Below are 17,602 nucleotides of genomic sequence, written 5' to 3' on the forward strand. Positions count from 1 at the left end.
GTCAGGCCACCGCCCGCCACATGGCGCACAGCGGGTCGGCTTCGCTGGCCGGCTGGCACAGCTGCACCGCCGCCAGTTGCGGCACGTCGCCCCGGCCCGGGGCATGCAGGTAGACCTGCGGCATGTGCTCGCCATACAGCTCACAGGTCCGTTCGATCAGCGCCTGCAGGGCTTGGTCGCTGTCGGCGCAACCCTGCGTCAGCACCTGCTGCCAGGCGCCACCGGCGGCCAGCAGCAGCACGCTGCGCCGTGGCTCGGCGAGGACAAACAGGAAATCGCCCGCCTGCAGCTGCGATGAGCAGCGGTTGTAGGCAGCCATCAAGTACGGCTGCACCGAACGCAGGCGCAAGCGATTTTCCCGGGCCAGTGCCTGCAGCCCCTGCAGCAGTGCCTCAGGCAGCGCTGTGGCGATACGCGCAGCGCCGGCCGGCTCTGGCGAAAGGGCGATGCGCCAGTCGTCGAGCGGCTGGGCATAGAGGTTCTCGAAGCAGGCCCGGGCGTAGGCCTCAAGCTCGCGTGGATGGCTGATGGCAGCGCTCCAAGGCACCAGGCAGAACCGGCTGTAGCGCGCCGACAGCAGCACCTGGCACTGGCCACCGCGCACGGCATGCTCGCCCAGCAGCGCGGCCAGGGCCTGCAGGGCTGCATCCCAGGCCGGTTGCCCGGCGTCACCGGTGAAGGCGCGGCTGCCCAGCCATTGGTGCTGGTTGCCGTGCCAGCGGCCCAGGCCGACGCCTTCGGCGCCGAGCACGGCGCAGTAACGGGTAGAGGCATGATCACGCAATGAATGTGACACGGTTGATCTCCTCAAGCGTGGTACGGCCCTCGCGGACCAGGTCCAGGGCGGATGCGCGCAGCAGACGCAGGCCGCGCTGGCAAGCCAGCGCCTTGATCTGCGCCAGCGGGCGACGTTCAACGATCATCTGCCGCAGGTCGTCGTCCAGGTGCAGCAGTTCGGCGATGGCGCTGCGGCCGCGGTAGCCACTGCCGCGGCACTGGCCACAGCCCTGGGCGCGGACGAACGTCCAGCCCTGCACGGCGTCACGGGTAAGGCCGGAGGCGGCCAGGGTTTCGTCATCGGCCTCGCACGGCGTGCAGCAATGCGGGCAGGCCAGGCGGATCAGGCGTTGGGCCAGCACAGCGTTGAGGGCGGAGACGAAGCTGTAGGGGTCGACCTGCATCTGGCTGAAGCGGCCGATCACATCGAAAACGTTGTTGGCGTGGATGGTGGTGAACACCAGGTGGCCGGTAAGTGCCGACTGCACGGCGATCTGCGCGGTGTCGGGGTCGCGGATTTCGCCGACCAGGATCTTGTCCGGGTCGTGGCGCAGGATCGAGCGCAGGCCACGGGCGAAGGTCAAACCCTTCTTCTCGTTGACCGGGATCTGCAGCACGCCGGGCAACTGGTACTCGACCGGGTCTTCGATGGTGATGATCTTGTCCACACCGTGGTTGATCTCGCTGATCATGGCGTACAGCGTGGTGGTCTTGCCGCTGCCGGTGGGGCCGGTGACCAGGATCATGCCGTAGGGCTCGGCGGCCAGGCGGCGCAAGGCACGCAGGGTTTCATCGGCAAAGCCCAGGGCCTGCAGCTGCACGCCGCTGACTCGGTCGGACAGGTCCTGTTTGTCGAGCACCCGCAGCACCGCGTCTTCACCGAAGATGCTGGGCATGATCGACACCCGGAAGTCGATCTGGCGCTCGCCTACGGCAACCTTGAAGCGGCCATCCTGGGGCACGCGCTTTTCACCGATATCCAGCTCGGCCATGACCTTGATGCGCGAAATCACCTGGTCGGCGAAGGCGCTGCCACTGGCCTTGCCGGCCGCGTTGAGCACGCCGTCGATGCGGTATTTGATGGTCAGGCCCTGGCCGGTCATGCCCAGGTGAATATCGCTGGCGTGCTGCTTGAGGGCGTCGTAAAGGGTTGAGTTGACCAGCTTGACCACCTTGCTCTGGTCTTCGCTGATGCTGGTCAGCGACAGGCGTTGCAGCGGGTCGCTTTCGCTGCTGGCTTCGGCATCGTGATCGAGGGCATCGACGGCGTGAAAGCTTTCTTCGTGGCGGGCCAGGAAGGTGGCAAGGTCAGCGGCGTGGGCCAGGTACAAAGGCGCGCCTTGCAGCACATCGTCGATCCAGGCCAGGCGGGCGTGGTCGAAGGGGTCGGCGAACACACCCAGCAGTTCACCGCCCTGCTCTATCAGCACGAACTCGCGCTTCAGGCATTGGGCCAGGCTGATCTTGTCGAAACGAGGGGTGCTGGCCAACAGGCTCTGGCTGTCCAGTACCGGGTAATGCAGGGTGCTGCCCAGGCGGCGGATGAAGGTGTCGGGGGTGTCGCAGGCGAGGCGTTCGAGGCAGTTGAGCAGGCGCTCGCCGCTGGCTTGCAGGCGGGCCTGGGCCATGAGATCGCGGGGGTAGCTTGAGGCTGGCGGAGCCTGTACTGGCGATGAGGCCGAAACGCTGTGGTCGAATACATCGGACATGGCCTGCGACTCCGCTCAGGGGGCGCGTCGCAGGCTCGGTGAGGGCTGCGGGCGCCGCTATTCCCCAGTGAGCAGTTGGTCGTCGTCGGGTCCAGGGGGCTTGGCGCCATTACGGCGGCGGTCGGCCAGTACCCAGCTACCATCGTACAACTGCAAGGGGAACGATTCGTTCCTGTTCTGGCGTCGTTCGACGAACCCTTCTGCCGGGTTGTCCGTGGCCCTGCGCCGGCGCTCGATGCCCATCAGGTCGAAGATCGGGCGCGCCAGTTCCGACAGCGGGAACGGCTTGAACAGGACATGGGTCACGCCAAGTTCGGCGGCTCGCTCACGGACCTCGGCGGTCGGGTGGGCGGTGATCAGCACGAAGTGGCACTGCCTGTTCTTGCGCACGGTCTCCAGGACCTGAAAACCCTCCATATCGGGCAAGCGGTAATCCAGCACGATCACATCCGGTGCCAGGCACTCAGCCAGGCCGATACCACTGGCACCGTCGTGGGCAACATGGACTTCCAGGCCTTGCGCCTGCAGGTACGCTTGCAGGTTTTGCGCAAGGGTCTGTTCGTCATCGACTACCAATACTCTGTTCACCAAGGTCGACTCCCAAGAACTGCCCGGTTCCCCGGTCTGCGAAGTGCGGCCTTGGTAAGGCTTGAGCAGGCTTCGTGCCAGGCATGAATAGTCATGTTGCACCACGTCAAGTTATTGATTTTGCTGGCACCTTTGATAGCGCTACGAACAGGCTCAGGCTCGCTGCCCCACATCCGGGGCACCTGATGGCACTTTGCCAAGCCGTTATTCCCCAGCTTTGGGGAAACGCCATCGCAGGCTTCAGTCAGCGATTTCCACTTTAGCGGATTCGCGCAAACGTTGGCGCGCCGCTTGCCGGGACTGTGCCTGCAATTGGCTGATGAGCGAGGCCCTGGCCAGCACCAGGCCCTGTTCGCGTATGACCGAAGAATTATCACTTTGGTTCTGCGCTCCTTGCAGTCTCTGTTGGTTGGCCTGATAAAACGCTTCCACCTCGGCCTGGGTGGGTTCGGCTACCGCGCTGAGCTGGGCATACACCTGTTGCGCTGCCAGCTCCCGGTGCAGGTAGTCAGCGTATGCTGCGCGGTCGAACCCTGCCTCTGCAAGCCGTCTTTCAAACAGCGCCGGGCTTGCGAATGCCGCCTCGACTTCACCTAGCTGCGCAGACACCTGTTCATCACTGATGGCGATGCCGCGGCGCTGGGCTTCTTGCCACAGCAACTCCTTGTCGATCAGTTCGTCCAGGGCCTGGCTGCGCAGACGTTTGTACAGCGCAGGGTTGCGGATACTGGTCACCGCCCGCCCCTGTGCCTGCAGATACTCGCTGAAATAGCGCTCCAGGCGCAGCAGCCCGATGTCCACACCATTGACCCGCGCCGCCGGGCTATCGGCCCAGCCCGCCTTGGCGACCAGCAGCAACAGGCACAGCAACAGAATACGCATGGCAACCTCCACTCAAGGGCTGACCGGTACAGGCCGATACGGGGCGACAGCTGTAAAGCGTGGCCCAGGCAGCGCCACCGCGACCACATGGGCGCCGGCCAGGCCCTGGCGCTGGCCCGGCCCGAAGCCCAGCGGCGGGGTCAGGCCGGTATCGACGCCATGCAGGCCCTCCAGCGCCGCAACCAGGCGCTCGCGGCTGGCGTCACGGCCGATCTGTTTGAGGGCTTCGCCAAGCAGGCGCAGGGCACATAGGGTGTTGACTTGCAGCGAGGCCTGACGCGTGTCGAGGCCTTGACGCTGCTGCAGGCCGGCCAAGGTCGCCATGCCCTGTTCGGTCCAGTCGGCGGGCACGAACGGATAGGCCAGGAACACCCGCTGCGACCACTGGGCCGGTAGCGAGGCCACGGCACCGGCCACCTGGCTGGAGGTGGCGAACAGATAGGGGGCACGGCCTGCCGCCTGCAACGCCGTGGCCAGCTCGGCAAAGGCCTGGGCGCGGCCTAGAAAAACAATGCCCTGCCCCTGCACCGGCTGGCCTTTGAAGGCCTCGACCGGTGCTGGCGCCCAACCCAGCTGCTGCAGGCGCTCGCGCACCTGTTCGGCTTGCGCCGCCTGGTCATCGCCGGCATACACCACACGCAAGCCATCTGGCGCCAGGCCCAAGGTATCGCGGGCATGCACGGCCAGGCTCAGCAATTGCGTGGCGATACCTGGCATGGGGTCGAATATCTGCGCACTGCCGCCACCGCGCGGTGTACTGCCAACCAGTGGCACGCCGTGCTGTTCGAGCAGCAGGGCCAGGCGCGGGTCGAGCATCGGTGCCAGCGGGCTGATCAGCGCAAATACCCGCTGCTGCTCGAGCAACTGCTGCAGCGCATGCTCGGCACTGGCCAGGTCGCTGCCGGGGTCGATCACCACCAGTTCCAGGCGCCGGCCATGAACGCCGCCCTGCTGATTGAGCTGGGCCACCCCGTCCTCGAGCACCGCGCGCACCACCTGCCCGGCCTCGGCCAACGGCCCGCTGGCGGGCAACAGGGTACCCAGGCGTAGCACCCCTTCTTCCACGCCAGGGTCGCGCTCATCAGCCAGGCGTTTGAGGTAGGCGGTGAGGTTGCGCTGGTCGGCCAGGGTCAGTTCAAAGCGAGGCATGGCCGGGTCCAGGCGGTTGCCGGCCGGGTCCAGGCCGTGCTGGATGGCGCGGGCCAGGCTGTTGTCGGTGTAAGCCGGGTAGCTGCGCCCGTTGCTCTGGCGTGCGCCCTGGCCCTGGGCCAGGCGCTGCCAGTCGAGGCTGGGCGGGCGCACCCCGCCTTCGGCGCGGCCACGGCCATCATTGCCGTGGCAACTGGCGCAGGGCAACACGCTGGCGGGCACGCGCATGTCGCTGGCACCTACGCGGGCCAGCAATTGCGCGTCGCTGCTGGATAGGCCTTGGCGGTACAGGCGTTTACCGGCTTGCTCGTGGGCGGTGAGGTCAAGGGCAAGCGCCTGAGCGCAGCAGGTCAGGCCCAGCGCCAAGCAAAGCAATCTCGCTGTGTTCATTCTGGCCTCATCGCCGGCAAGCCGGCTCCCACTGTGTTCTGCGCCGCTGCGCAGATCCTGTCAGTGCTGCCACTGTGTTCTGCGCAGCTGCGCAGATCCTGTGAGTGCATTTATCGTCCGGCCAACGGCTGGGTCAGCAACTGCATGCGCTGGGCAATGGCCGCTGGCGGTGCATCGGGGCGGATCTTGCTCCAGCGCTTGCCCGCCACGTCACCGGCTATCAGCTGGGTCGAGTGCTGCTCGGGGCTGGGCAGGAACTGGCCGATACGCCCCAGCACCAGATCGACGCTGGCCTTGTCGCCGGTCAGGAACAGCCAGTTGGCGCTGTCCACCCCCTGTTTTTCAGCAAAGGCCTTGAGCGCTGCCGGGGTGTCGTTGAGCGGATCGCTGCTGATGGACACGAAGGTCACCTGGCTGGCCAGCTCCGGGCCCATGGCCTCGCGCACCTCACGCAGCTTGCGGGTGATCAGCGGGCAGGCATCGGTGCAGTGGGTAAAGATGACGTTGAGCATCACCACCTTGTCTTTGAGCACATCACTGTAAAAGCGCAGCGCGCGGCCATTCTGGTCCTGGAGCACGGTGTCGGTGAACCAGGTGTGCGCATCGCGGGTGCCTTCGCCACTGGCCATCACCGGGGGCGAAGGCTGCGGGCTGGGAGCGCTCGGTGCATGGCCTTCGTGGGCCATGGCGACCGACGCGAAGATCCACAGGCAACCGGCCAGGGCCAGCCAGTCGAAGCTGCGCATGCCGACGCGACAGGACGCTTGGCTGCTCATGGTTGCACCTCCTGGTGCTCGGCTATGGCCGTACTCTTGGCATGCACCCGACGGGCGCTGAGGCGGTTGATCTCGTCGATCAGCACGGCCGGGTCGGTGAAGCCGTAATAACGCGTCCAGTGGCCGCTGTGCCCGTCACCCACCATGATCATCGGGGGGTGCTGGCTGAGGTCGGCACTGAAGCTGCCCAGGCCTTTGAGGGTCTCGGTGATGGCATAGGGCGAGCCGGTCAGCCAGCTCCAGCCGGGGCCATGCTGGAAGGCCTTGGCGTAACTCTGCAAGCGTTTGGAGTCGTCACGCTGCGGATCCACGCTGATCGACACCAGGCGGACTTCCTCGCCTACCCGGCCACCCAGTTGCCGCTGGACCTTGCCCATGATCGAAGACACTACCGGGCACACCGTGGTGCAACTGGTGTAAATGAAGCCCATCACCACCAGATGATCGCCGACCAGGTCCTTTTCCAGGCGCACCGGCATGCCATCCTGATCGAGCAGTGAAACATCGGCAAAGCGCACACTGGCTTTCTCCTGATGTGCCGCTGGCGGCTGCGGAGCATGCCCACTGTGGTCATGGCCCGCGTGGGCCAGGGCGAGCTGGCTGGCCATGGCCATGGAAAGTGCGAGCAGCTTGCAAGAATGTCTGGCGTTCATTGCACATTCCTCACTTCAGTCTGGGAAGCAGTAGACGCTGCAGCCGGCAGGACACGCAGGCTGGTGTAGTTTTCTTCGGCGAACTTGTGCCCCAGCGACGGCGACTGCACATGCAGGTACCACGCGCCGGCTTCAGGCAGCATCAGTGCAGCCTGGTAAATACCCTCGCCCACCTCTTCCAGGCGCAGGTTGCGCGGCATCGATGACGGCGCCAGGAAGTAGCGCAGGGTCAGGTCGTCCAGGCCAAGGCGCGGGCGGCCGTCGTCACCGAGGATGCGCACTTTGGCGGTGATGGCGCGGTGCTGTGGCAAGGGCTGGTCCAGGCCGATGAACTCGGCATGCGCGCCCTTGCGCTTGACCGCATCCGGGGCGGCAGCCACGTCGGTGCTGAAACAGTGGATGATCTGCGGCTGGTTGAGCAGGAACGCCACGTCGAACTTGCCCGACGCCGGCATTTTCACCGTCGAGCCATACACCCCCGGGGCCAGTTCGCGCAGGCTGCGGTCGATGACGATGGCGGCGCGGGCCTGGTGGCCGCGGTTGTTGTAACCCGACATCGGGGCATTCATGCCTTCGGTATAGAAGTACGTGGTGTTGTCCACCGGATTGACCACGAATACCGAATTGTCGTCCCGTGACACCGACAACCCCTGGGCCAATGGCAGGTCCCCGGCCTGGCGCGGCGCGGCGGGGCCGGCATCGAAGCCCTGGATGATCGGCTGGCGGCCTTCGCCCAGGCTGCTGAGGTTGATCATGCTGACCTTCGAAGACGCCAGGCCGCGCACGTAGGCATAACCTTTGGTGAACGTCAGTTGGTACGGCTCGGCCGCCACCGGGATGCGGTGGATCAACCTGTCGGTACTGGCATCGATCACCAGCGCCTGGTTTTCCAGGGTGTTGAGGACGATGCCGTAACGGCCATCGCTGCTAAAGCGCATCGGCCCCAGGCCCTGCTCGGCCTGGACGGTATGGCGCAACTGATGGCTGCGGGCATCGTACACCCGCACCGTGCCCTCTGAACCGTCGCTCACGTACACCGCCTGGGATAGCGCCGAGTAGGCCACTGCCAACGGATGCGGGCCAACGTCGAGTGTTTTCACCAGGCGCATCTCGGGGATGTCGATGATGCTCAAGGTGCCGCCGTCGCGGTTGCTGACGAAGGCGTAGCGCGAATCGGCACTGAAGGCGATTTCGTGATGCCCGGAGCCGGTGGCGAAGCTTTTCAGCGTGCTGCGGCTGTGCACATCGATCACCGTCACCCCGCCCTTGGCCGGGTCATCGCTGTTGTTGCCAACCCACAAGCGGCGCTGGTCCGGCTGCAGGGCCACGCGCAACGGCATCTCGCCGGCCTCCAGGGTGGCCACGCGGGTAAAAGTTTCGGTGTCGATCACCGCGACCTCGCCGCGCTCGGGTATCGACACGAATACCTGCTTGTCATCGCCGGTAGCCACCCAGTCCATGGGCCGACCCGGCAAATCGATGCGTGCCAGGGTGCTGGTAACACCGCCCACCGAGACTGTCGGGTCGATCACGGTCAGGCTGGCATCCTTGTTCAGCACCAAAAGGAAGTAGCTGTTCAGGTCCAGTAGCGGCCTGGCACCGATGCTGCTCTTGAGAAACAGCGCCACCCGGGCCTTGCAGCTCTGGTCACGGCTGCTTTCCAGCGGGGCCGATTGCGCCGGGTCGATCCACGCCCCTGGCGCCATCCCCGACAGCGGTTGGCCGCTGTTCTGGTCGGTGACCTTGAAGCGGATATTGGCGAAGGCGCCTTCGCGCAGCTCGCTGCCGGCCAGGGGCCGGGCTTCGAACTCCACGGTCACCCCATCCCGGCTGAGCCGGTGCAGCGCCTGCGGGTCGGCAGGCTCCTGCAGCAGCTCGCGCGGGTCGCACCAGAGCTCCTCGTAGGCCACGCCCAGGCCGATCAACGCCGTGCCCAGCAATACCCCCAGCACGGCGGGGCGGATTTTCCTGTTATGCATATTGGTGCGCCCCTTTTCTTATTGTGCCGGCGCCGTTGCCGGCGGTACGTCGTCGGTAACCCGCAGAATCCCCCACAGCCCCGAGGTATTGCCGTATGCGGCGTAGTCTCGGAACAGATAGTCGCCCGGCACCGCGTTGGCGCCCCCGGCGCTGGGCAACATGAAGCTGAAGTGCGCGGCGGGCAGCACGCTCTCCTGGGCACCGATGTACATCGACATCGGGTTGTAGCCAAAGCGCACCGAACCGATACCAGGCTGCTTCATCGGGTAGCCGTCGAGGTCGTTTTTCTCGGCCTGGTAGGCATGCAGTGGCCACAGGTGCCCGTCAAGCTGGTAGGTGATGCCACGGCTGCCGCCGCTGGGCATCACCACATGGTTGCGCACGGGTTGACCGGGTTTGGCATACAGCACCGGAGTTTGCGGGTCGCTGCCCACCAGGGCATTGCTGTAGGCCATGTGCGCGTTGGGTACATCAGCGAAGCCAAAGCCATCGGCACGGCCAAACGGAGCGTCCGGTGCCAGGCCGAAGCGCAACCACAGCGGCTCGGTCTTGTAGTTGATGGCCATGTTGCCGTTGTCTTTCGGGTCACCTGGCACACCGTTGCCTTCGGTGGCGATCCCCTCCACCGGGCGGCCGTCGGCCCAACGCATGTTCAGCGCACGCTGCCAGACGGTGACGAAGTCGCGGTAGTCGGGCTGGCCACTGACCTTGACCGTGGCCTGGGTCCGGCTGGCCACGTCCTCGGTAAAGGTCGCGGTCTGCGGCAGGATGCTCATGGCACCGACCAGGCCTTTCTGCGGTTGCTTGATGACATCCGCCGGGGTGAGGTTGAGGGCGCCGAACTCGATTGCCGTGGTGCGGATGTTGTCCACCGTGCGGCCCAGTTGCAGCACCGGCTTGCCTTCGCGTTCCAGGTGCCCGGCATAGTACTGGTACACCCTGGTCGGGTAGGCACCACTGTTACCACTGCGCGGCGGTACGGTCTGCTCCGGGTTGAGGCCGACGTTGACGCCATCGGACTTGGTGATGTCATAGGCCAGCAGCTGTGCGTGCAGGCCAACGTGGCTGGAGGGCCGTATCAGGTTGTTGTTGAAGGCGGTGGCGCCTTCGCTGTCGTTGCGATCGCGCTTGACCACGTTCTGCATCACCGCCGTGCTGGGCAGGTCCGGCATCACCAGCGGCAGGCGGTTCTCCAGGGTGATGCTTATGCAGTCGCCGGCATTGGCGCGCAGCACCAGAGGCTCGACCGGCACCCCGGCCTTGAGCTTGCCGGTGCTGGTATCCAGGTCGGCCTTGCGCACGTACAGCACTGCGGTCGGGTCGTGCAGTGGCGCGCTGTGCCCGCCAACGGTGAAGGTGGTGCCATCCTCCTCGTCGGTCACCGTCACCTGCGGGATGCTGGTGGTACGGCTGTTGAACACCAGGGTGCCGCCATTGGCCTTCAGCGGGCCGCCGACGTGCTGGCCGATACCGGCCGGATCGTTGATGCTGACACCGTTGCGGTTTTCGAGGATGTCGTTGGCCAGCGCGGCAACGATTTCGTAGTTGCGCTTGACCGTTGGCCGGCTGCCGACGCCGCTGGGATTGGCCGTGGTTCTCGGGCAGATGCCATCGAAGTTGATGGTGTTGCGCATGGCCACCGGCTGCGGGTTGTTCGGCAGCGCGAACAGGTCGGCACGTTGCGTGGTGTAGTTGCGCATGACGCCCCAGATACCGTTCCAGTAGCCTTCCAGGGCCGCGTCCAGCGAATACAGGTAGTCGCCATTGGTGGCCGCGGAGCTGGAGATCATCGACACCGGCGCCAGGAAGCCCAGCTGCTCGGATATGCCGATCATCTGCGAGGCCTTCCACCCCGAGTTGGAGCTACTGCCGTAGCCGGTACCGTTCTGCAGCCATTTGACGCCGTGCATCGTGACGTTGTGCTCCTCCTCGTAGCCGCCAGCGTGCATACGCAACCGCACGTTGTCGCCAGAGTAGGTGCGCAGCATCGGGGTGAACGGGTCGCCTGGCTCGCTGCCTGCCGTGTTGATGTGCGGCGGGAACAAGGTGGTGCCACCCGTAGGGCCGACCGCAGAGTTGATCGCCGAGGGCGCCAGGTTCATGGCCGGGATGGCACGGTCGGTCCGGCTCTGCAGGGCATATCCCAGGTCGCCACCGAGGCCGTCGGCCTGCATGCCGCGTTTGCCGTCCGGCGCGACCTTGTTCGGGTCGAACACGCGCAAGGCCAACGGCTCGTTGCGGTAGTTGACGACGAACATGCCCGGATCATCCACGGAGATCGCCTGTGGGCATGGCCGGGTCGGGCAACCGGGATTGAGGCCACCGCGCGATTCGACGATCGACTCCAGCAGGTTCGAGGCCTTCTGCCGCACGGGTGGGTTGATGGCGTAGCGGAAGCTGTCGGCCGTGGCTGGATAGGCCTGGGCGTTGGGCACCCCATCGGGACCGGCGCCCACATACACGCCGGCTTCATAGGCATGCTGGAAGTCGCTGTACTCAAGGAAGAACTCGCGATAGCTGTCGTTCTTGCCATCACCGTCGTTGTCGCCGGTACTGATCACCGCCTGCCACGAGGTCGGGCCACCGTCCTGGCGCAGTGCAGGGTTGTACAGCTGCTCGCCGGTTTCGGCGTGGTGCCAGGTGGAGCCGGCAGGCTCGGCCAGTACAGTGGCATACAGGCCCAACTGCTGGTGGGTCGATGGGCCGAAGTGGTCATGGGTGAAGATGGTGCCGAGGCCGCGGTCGACGTTGTGCACGTTGACCAGCGGGTCGGCGAACCAGCGCTGCATGGCTGTGCGCGCGCCCACCCAGTCGGCCCGGCCAAAGCGGCCGAAGTACGGGTGCAGCTTGGCCGTCGGGCAGGCGGCAGTGCCGTCGCGGCTGTCGCCCTGTGAACAGCCATTGAAAGCACGGATTGCGTTCACACGTTCCACCACGCTGCCGGGCGAGAGGACACCGTCCTCGTAGTTCCAGCCGTTGGCCGAACCGTCGGCTGCGGTCAGGTCCCACTTGGGCAGGTGGATGTGCTGGCCGATCACATCGGTCGGTGTACGCACCTGGTAGTCGTCCATTTCGTAGAACGCCGGGATCAGGTTGGTCTGCTGGTACATGGTGCAGTCGAAGGTGTTCATGCGCATCACCAGCGGCTCTGGTGGGCGCTGCTTGGTGATCACCGGCCATGCGTCTTCCCACAGCGCAAGGATGCGCGCCTGTGGGAAGTGATAGCCGACCTTGTTGTACACCGCGTCGAACTGGATGTTGGCCGCCTTGTAGATACGAGGCCGGTCGGCAGTGAACGTGGAGGCACCACGGAAGTTGATACCGCCCAGGCTCTCGCCGCTGAAGTATTCGCCCGTGGACGAGGCCTGGGTAAGGCGTTTGCCGCGGTCATCCATGCAGGGTTCGAAGAAGGGGGCGCCGGCGGTTGGCAGTGCGCCATTGGTGCGAAACGCCTTGGCCACCGGTTGGCTGCCAGGGATCAGGGCAAAGCTTGGGTGCTCGGCCTTGGCGTGGAACTGCATGGCGGCCTGCTCGACGTCGGTGCCCTCCTCGGGCAGGTAGATCGGCTTGGCCTTTTCTACCACCTTGGAGAAATCCAGCTTGGTGGTGGTGGTCACGGCTTCACCCCCAGCGGACACACCATCGAGCGCATGACGGCCCAGGCCGCCGTCCCAACCGTCGACCTGGTTGCCATCGAGGTTGGCCCACAGTGCTGCGCCGCTGTCCTTGAGCTGGCGCGCCATGGCCGGGTCGAGCATGTCCAGCGGCGGGGTCGGCGGACGCTGGCCGACGCTGCTTTCCATACCACCGATCCAGAAGGGGTAACCTGGGTTTTTCAGGGTGCCATCAGCGTTGCGGTTGGTTTCGCTGCGGTCGATTAGCGCCAGCGAGCCTACAGCCTTGGCTGCGCCTGGCGCGTCGCTGTGATCGGCATCGCCGTGCTCTGGGTCTTCGTGATCATCGTCATCTTCGGCGATCAGCTCTTGCGCCAGTTTCGGCACGACCACGACCTTGCCCGGCATCGGCGCCATGGCTTTGCCTGGCAGCGGCACGATCGCCGGGATCGGCGTACCTGCGATGATTTCGCCGTCCGGCAGCGCCCGTGCGCCGGCCGCCGGCTTGCCGCTGCGCAAGGCGAATGGCGTGTCATGGAAGCCATTCTCACCCTGCCCGCTGACTTCCAGGCGGGTGCCCTCTTCGAACACATCGTGCACCCGCCACATGGCCCACATGCCTTGGGCGAAGTGCGGATAGAAGTGGCAATGGTAGATGGCATCACCCGCCACACGGTTACGGTTACCCGAGCCACCATTGGCGATCTCGTAGGTGTACCCCACACCTGGGCCTATGCCCTGGGCGTCGATGTAGTCGGAGTTGTCGTCATTGGGGTTGAACAGCCACTGGTGGCCGTGCAGGTGGAAAATGTGTTGCTCATGGCCGTTGTGGGTGTTGCGGAACTTGGTGAAGTCGCCAATGTAGCTGTGGTGCACGTTGGCAGGCTCCGACGGGTACAGGGCCATGCTGGCCTTGACGCCAATGGCGTTTGCCGGTGGGGTTTCGCCTGGGCGAATGTGTTCCAGGCCGATGTTGGCCGGCACATCCACCAGGGTGCCGATATCACCCACGGTGTGCGCGCTGAGGAAGAACTCTTCATAGGCGCAGGACAGGCAATCATGCATCGGCCCGACCCCCAGGCGGTTTGCCACGACTTCCGCGCCCATGCCCCCCGAGCCGTAGTTGATCATGAACGCGTCGCGCGCAGGCTCCAGCACATGCCCCATCACCGGGTCGGCCCAGTAGCCGGGGAAGGCCTGGGTGGCCGCCACTTCATCAGCGAACTGGGAGGCGAAATCGCGGAACGCTTCCAAGCGGTTGGGCAAGGCCGGGTTGCGCTTGTTGATGCTTTCCAGTGGGTAGGTGGAACGCGGGAAGCTGCCGTCCGGGTTGGGCCCCATGACAATGGCGTCGGTTTCACTGCTGAGGATTTCGTTGCCGTCGACCATCGCGATGATCGGCTTGCCGGCCTTGCCTTCGGCTATCCACGGCTCAACTTGTGGGTAGCGGGCCTCGTAGTCGACCACGGGCTGGCCGGTGGCGGCACGGCCGGTACTGGCCAGGCGCATTTCCTCTTCGGTCAGGGTGTTTCGATAGGTGCGCCCACCTTTGGGCACCACCACCACCTGGCCAAAAAGGCCATTGGCTACGTTGCCGGCGTTGCCCTGGCCGCCGAACGTGGCACCCTGGCTGGTGGCGGCAAAGGCGCCTTCGCGCTCGGCGTAGAGGGTGTAGCTGCGGGTAGCGCCCGGTGCGATCAGGAAGTTGCCATTGCGGCCGGTGTTGGCGGCAATGTCGCCGATGCTGTTGACGGCCTGAAGGCCGTTGACCTGAAAGCCGATGTGGCGATCAGTGACCTGCTCGTCGGCGACGAAGTTCTCGCCCCCGTCATTTTCCACTTCTGCAGCTTCTTCGGCTTCTTCGCCTTCTTCTCCCTCTACACCTTCAACCTCGTTTTCATCATGGTCGATACCGTGTTTGTTGGGATTGGCCTGGTAAGCCAACAGGTTGGTCAGGTTGACCGTCAGGCAATCACCGACGGCAACCCGCAGCACGATGGGACGTGGGCGTTTGTCCGGGCGCAGGGTCACCTTGCCCGGCACTGCGGCGCCCCCCTTGCTCAAGGGTACCAAGTGCTCGTCCACCACATCCTGACGCAGGGCGAACATCATGCCGTTGGCGTTTTGCGCGCCAAGGCGGTTGAACATCAGGGGCTGGTCCAGGGCGATCACGTTGGCCACCAAGGTGCGCTGGCATTGCACAGCCGCCTCGCTGGTCGCTGTCCAGCCCAGCAGGGCCAGTACAAGTGATGTGAGGACGGGGCCTTTGTTGGGGGTCGACATGCTGCACCTCCGGGACACAGGAACTGTGCAAGAGGGTCAGCAAGGTGTATGCCAGAAGCAAATATCCTTTTTATTCAATGGCTTGGACGATCAATCGAACCGGATTGGGGTGGATTCCCCGCTGCGCCCCCCACATCAGGGGATGGTATTCGTTGTCATTGCGGGGGGTGTGGGTCACCAGAAAATGGGGTACTCATGGTTTGCCGCAGGGGTGGGTAAACGACCTGTAAACAGGCCCCATAAAAAGTTGAACGTCCGCACTCAGTTGCTTTCCACATGCTGATCGACGTCAACTTCCAGGAGCCCCGCAACGATGAAGATGCCCGGCCGTGCCCCCAACGCCAACGTGCAACTGGACTATGTGCGCGACACGCTGTTCGGCCCGATTGCCATGAGCGTTGAATGCCAGTGCCAACTCGCTGCACTGAACGTGCAGGGGCGCCCTGCCCTGCGCCTGCACATCTGCCCGCCGCTTCCGGACAAAGTCGAGCGGGCGCACAGCGTGGCCTTCGTGTGGGATGGCCGCAGTTACCATGGTGTGGTCCGTGACCAAGGCAAGTGTGGTGATGGCGGGCTGAACCTGCTGCTGGAGCTGCAATGAGCCGATCAACGACGGCGAGGTGGGCTGACGGCAGAATATGGCGCCCGGCCAGCTTCGGCTGACCGGTGCCCCTGGGTGGTCAGGCGATCGCCTTCAGCGACGCTGGCTGGCTGTCACGCAGCGCATGCAACTGGTCAACCAGTTTCACCACGTCACGGCAACTGTTCAGGTTCTGCAATGGAACGCCTGTAAGCGTCACACCCTGCTCCATGTTTGGCCCCTGACCCAAGCGAATGGTCAGGCTTGTGCCATCCAGGCAACTCACTTCACAAAGATCAGGCAGGCAGGCCTGTTCGATCAGTTGGCGCATTTCCAGCATCGAAACACCTATCAACGACATGTTAAGACCCTCTCTTGAGTGGATGGCCTGTTTATCGGAGTACGCCTTTGGCAGGCAGGGTGCCAATTGATAATACCCATGCCCGGGCGGCCGTCCATGCGCCGGGGCAATTGATGATGCGCAAGATCAACTAGCACCTTAGTGGAAGAACCGGCAAGCCCTCTTACCGTTCGATCCAATCGAGGCACTTCACGACAGGCGGTCAGCGCTGGCGACCGCGGGGCGGGTAGCGCATAAACAGTGCCAATGACGTCGAGCGCCCCCGCCCATGTGATCGTTGCTCAGCCTTTGAGGTGCTCCAGTACCTGTTGCGCCGCCGCGGCCGGATCCTCCTGCATGAAGCAGTGACCTCCGGCGACCTGACGAGCCTGGACCTTGGGGTTGATCGCGGCCAGCCGCTGCACCGAATGCGGCACGAAAGGATAGGTCTGTTCGCCATACAACACACAGGTCGGAACCTGGATGGCGGCGAGATGCGCCCACATGCGCGCAGGGAAGGAGCTGAAAATTTCCACTTCACGGCTGGGCCGGCACTTGAGCACCACGCCCTCACCGCAATCGCCGATTGCGTGTTCGATGTAGGCCTGCAGCGCTGCATCGCTCCAGCCCTTGAAGATGCCCCGCCCCTGCAGCGAAGCCGTTGCCGCTTCGCGGTCGGGCCAATGGCTGCGGCGGTTGGCGGCCTTGCGCGCCAGGGCATGCCGGCGGTGCAGGCCCACCAGCGCAGCAGCCCCCATGACCCCGATCATGCGCCGGCTGAACAATACCGGGTCAAGCAATACGGCGCGCTCGAACAACCCAGGCCTGCTGGCCAGGATCAGCCCGGTGAGCACGCCACCAAAACTGTGCCCCAGTGCATAGCGAGGTACGTCGCCATACTCGCCACGGCCCGCTTCGAACGCCTCCACTGCCAACTCAGCCGTGCGGTTCCAGCCCCGGAACACCCCGCCATGGTCACTGTCGCCGTGCCCCTGAACATCACTGAGCCACAGGTCGAACTGCTCGCCGAGGCGCGCCAGCATCGGCTGGTAGGCCAGGCAGCAAAAGCCATTGCCGTGCAAAAAATGCAGCAGCGGCTTGCCGCTGGCCGGCGAGCGCCAGCCGCGCAGGGTGAAACCTTCGGAGCATTGGTGAGACCAGGGGATCAACTGCATGGGTTTGCCGTACTCGACGCGTTACGAAAACGCCGATTCTACAAACAGCAGCGGGTAAAGCGATATCACCAGCAGCAAGGCCATCAGGACATTGAACAGCATCAGCCAGCGCGGTTTCTGCAGCAGGTTGCGCAGCGCACTGCCAAACATCACCCACACGCCGACGCTGGGCAGGTTGACCAGGGCGAACACGGCCGCGATGACGATCACGTTCAGCACATAGCCCTGGGCCGGTGTGTAGGTGGTGATCGCCCCTACCGCCATCACCCACGCTTTGGGGTTGACCCACTGGAACGCTGCTGCCCCCCAGAAGCCCAGCGGCTTGCGGGCATTGTACGAATCGGCGCTCAACGGGCCGGAGGTGGCGATCTTCCAGGCCAGGTAGAGCAAATAGGCAGCGCCCACGTAACGCAGCACGGTGTACAACGCAGGCCAGGCCTTGAACACCTCGCCAAGGCCCAGACCAACGGCCAGCACCAGGACCATGAAACCGATGCTGATGCCCAGGGCGTGAGGGATGGAGCGACGCACGCCAAAGTTCACCCCAGAGGCCAGCAGCATGGTGTTGTTGGGGCCTGGGGTTATCGAGGAAACGAAGGCAAACAGCACAAAGGCCATCAGCAGGTCGAAAGAGGCAAGCATGGCAGGCATTCCAGAATGGTAATGAGTGCTGTCACACTACGGCAGTCGCCTTCCGTACAACCGG

Annotated in this window: 13 protein-coding genes; 1 reads left to right on the forward strand and 12 read right to left on the reverse strand. The window is 64.7% G+C overall.

All coding sequences use genetic code 11. From position 1 onward, the window contains the following. Nucleotide 1 precedes the first annotated feature (1 nt). The 9 genes from ACMGGN_RS10125 to mnxG form a co-directional block, all read right to left on the reverse strand. Entirely contained in the window at nucleotides 2–796 is a 795-nt protein-coding gene (locus ACMGGN_RS10125) for a hypothetical protein (protein ID WP_046787663.1), read from the reverse strand. Beyond that, nucleotides 777–2,486, reverse strand: a complete 1,710-nt coding sequence (locus tag ACMGGN_RS10130) for a GspE/PulE family protein (protein WP_119688961.1) — start codon at nucleotides 2,484–2,486, stop codon at nucleotides 777–779. Before ACMGGN_RS10130 ends, ACMGGN_RS10125 begins: the two co-directional genes overlap by 20 nt. 57 nt (nucleotides 2,487–2,543) lie before the next feature. Beyond that, on the reverse strand, nucleotides 2,544–3,077 hold the full coding sequence (locus ACMGGN_RS10135) for a response regulator (protein ID WP_042111969.1): 534 nt from the start codon (nucleotides 3,075–3,077) through the stop codon (nucleotides 2,544–2,546). A gap of 237 nt (nucleotides 3,078–3,314) precedes the next feature. Further along, on the reverse strand, nucleotides 3,315–3,956 hold the full coding sequence (locus tag ACMGGN_RS10140) for a SurA N-terminal domain-containing protein (RefSeq protein ID WP_119688960.1): 642 nt from the start codon (nucleotides 3,954–3,956) through the stop codon (nucleotides 3,315–3,317). A gap of 12 nt (nucleotides 3,957–3,968) precedes the next feature. Further along, nucleotides 3,969–5,495, reverse strand: a complete 1,527-nt coding sequence (locus tag ACMGGN_RS10145; RefSeq protein ID WP_119688959.1) for an ABC transporter substrate-binding protein — start codon at nucleotides 5,493–5,495, stop codon at nucleotides 3,969–3,971. A gap of 110 nt (nucleotides 5,496–5,605) precedes the next feature. Continuing rightward, complete coding sequence (locus tag ACMGGN_RS10150; protein WP_046787667.1) at nucleotides 5,606–6,271, reverse strand: SCO family protein; 666 nt, start codon at nucleotides 6,269–6,271, stop codon at nucleotides 5,606–5,608. Continuing rightward, nucleotides 6,268–6,924: an SCO family protein gene (locus ACMGGN_RS10155; protein WP_414156734.1), complete on the reverse strand. Its 657-nt coding sequence runs from the start codon at nucleotides 6,922–6,924 to the stop codon at nucleotides 6,268–6,270. The genes ACMGGN_RS10150 and ACMGGN_RS10155 overlap by 4 nt, the downstream gene beginning before the upstream one ends. Further along, the gene (locus tag ACMGGN_RS10160; protein WP_174141508.1) at nucleotides 6,921–8,903 is read right to left on the reverse strand and encodes a cytochrome D1 domain-containing protein; all 1,983 of its coding nucleotides are present in this window, start codon (nucleotides 8,901–8,903) and stop codon (nucleotides 6,921–6,923) included. Before ACMGGN_RS10160 ends, ACMGGN_RS10155 begins: the two co-directional genes overlap by 4 nt. An 18-nt stretch (nucleotides 8,904–8,921) precedes the next feature. Continuing rightward, nucleotides 8,922–14,801, reverse strand: coding sequence for a manganese-oxidizing multicopper oxidase MnxG (gene mnxG, locus ACMGGN_RS10165; protein WP_414156735.1), 5,880 nt, complete (start codon nucleotides 14,799–14,801; stop codon nucleotides 8,922–8,924). A 313-nt stretch (nucleotides 14,802–15,114) separates the two neighbouring features. On the opposite strand from mnxG, the gene ACMGGN_RS10170 reads away from it, so the two are divergent. After that, nucleotides 15,115–15,402 carry a hypothetical protein gene (locus ACMGGN_RS10170; RefSeq protein WP_046787671.1) on the forward strand — a complete coding sequence of 96 codons (288 nt, stop codon included), beginning with the start codon at nucleotides 15,115–15,117 and terminating at the stop codon, nucleotides 15,400–15,402. Nucleotides 15,403–15,481: 79 nt separating this feature from the next. Here the strand turns inward: ACMGGN_RS10170 and ACMGGN_RS10175 are convergent, their stop codons facing one another. The 3 genes from ACMGGN_RS10175 to ACMGGN_RS10185 all read right to left on the reverse strand — a co-directional run bounded on the left by ACMGGN_RS10175 (nucleotide 15,482) and on the right by ACMGGN_RS10185 (nucleotide 17,547). After that, entirely contained in the window at nucleotides 15,482–15,742 is a 261-nt protein-coding gene (locus ACMGGN_RS10175; RefSeq protein ID WP_046787672.1) for a DUF1652 domain-containing protein, read from the reverse strand. A gap of 281 nt (nucleotides 15,743–16,023) precedes the next feature. Further along, complete coding sequence (locus tag ACMGGN_RS10180; RefSeq protein ID WP_414156736.1) at nucleotides 16,024–16,896, reverse strand: alpha/beta fold hydrolase; 873 nt, start codon at nucleotides 16,894–16,896, stop codon at nucleotides 16,024–16,026. 21 nt (nucleotides 16,897–16,917) lie between these two features. Next, complete coding sequence (locus ACMGGN_RS10185; protein ID WP_237858323.1) at nucleotides 16,918–17,547, reverse strand: LysE family translocator; 630 nt, start codon at nucleotides 17,545–17,547, stop codon at nucleotides 16,918–16,920. Nucleotides 17,548–17,602: the final 55 nt, after the last annotated feature.

The organism is Pseudomonas sp. BNK-30 (assembly GCF_047456185.1).
Lineage (GTDB): Bacteria > Pseudomonadota > Gammaproteobacteria > Pseudomonadales > Pseudomonadaceae > Aquipseudomonas > Aquipseudomonas putida_E.

Coding starts and splice junctions, on each gene's coding strand:
- ACMGGN_RS10150 (WP_046787667.1), bottom strand. CDS start 6,271: ATGAGCAGCCAAGCGTCCTGTCGCGTCGGCATGCGCAGCTTCGACTGG.
- ACMGGN_RS10180 (WP_414156736.1), bottom strand. CDS start 16,896: ATGCAGTTGATCCCCTGGTCTCACCAATGCTCCGAAGGTTTCACCCTG.
- ACMGGN_RS10155 (WP_414156734.1), bottom strand. CDS start 6,924: ATGAACGCCAGACATTCTTGCAAGCTGCTCGCACTTTCCATGGCCATG.
- ACMGGN_RS10160 (WP_174141508.1), bottom strand. CDS start 8,903: ATGCATAACAGGAAAATCCGCCCCGCCGTGCTGGGGGTATTGCTGGGC.
- ACMGGN_RS10170 (WP_046787671.1), top strand. CDS start 15,115: ATGAAGATGCCCGGCCGTGCCCCCAACGCCAACGTGCAACTGGACTAT.
- ACMGGN_RS10175 (WP_046787672.1), bottom strand. CDS start 15,742: ATGTCGTTGATAGGTGTTTCGATGCTGGAAATGCGCCAACTGATCGAA.
- ACMGGN_RS10130 (WP_119688961.1), bottom strand. CDS start 2,486: ATGTCCGATGTATTCGACCACAGCGTTTCGGCCTCATCGCCAGTACAG.
- ACMGGN_RS10140 (WP_119688960.1), bottom strand. CDS start 3,956: ATGCGTATTCTGTTGCTGTGCCTGTTGCTGCTGGTCGCCAAGGCGGGC.
- ACMGGN_RS10145 (WP_119688959.1), bottom strand. CDS start 5,495: ATGAACACAGCGAGATTGCTTTGCTTGGCGCTGGGCCTGACCTGCTGC.
- mnxG (WP_414156735.1), bottom strand. CDS start 14,801: ATGTCGACCCCCAACAAAGGCCCCGTCCTCACATCACTTGTACTGGCC.
- ACMGGN_RS10185 (WP_237858323.1), bottom strand. CDS start 17,547: ATGCCTGCCATGCTTGCCTCTTTCGACCTGCTGATGGCCTTTGTGCTG.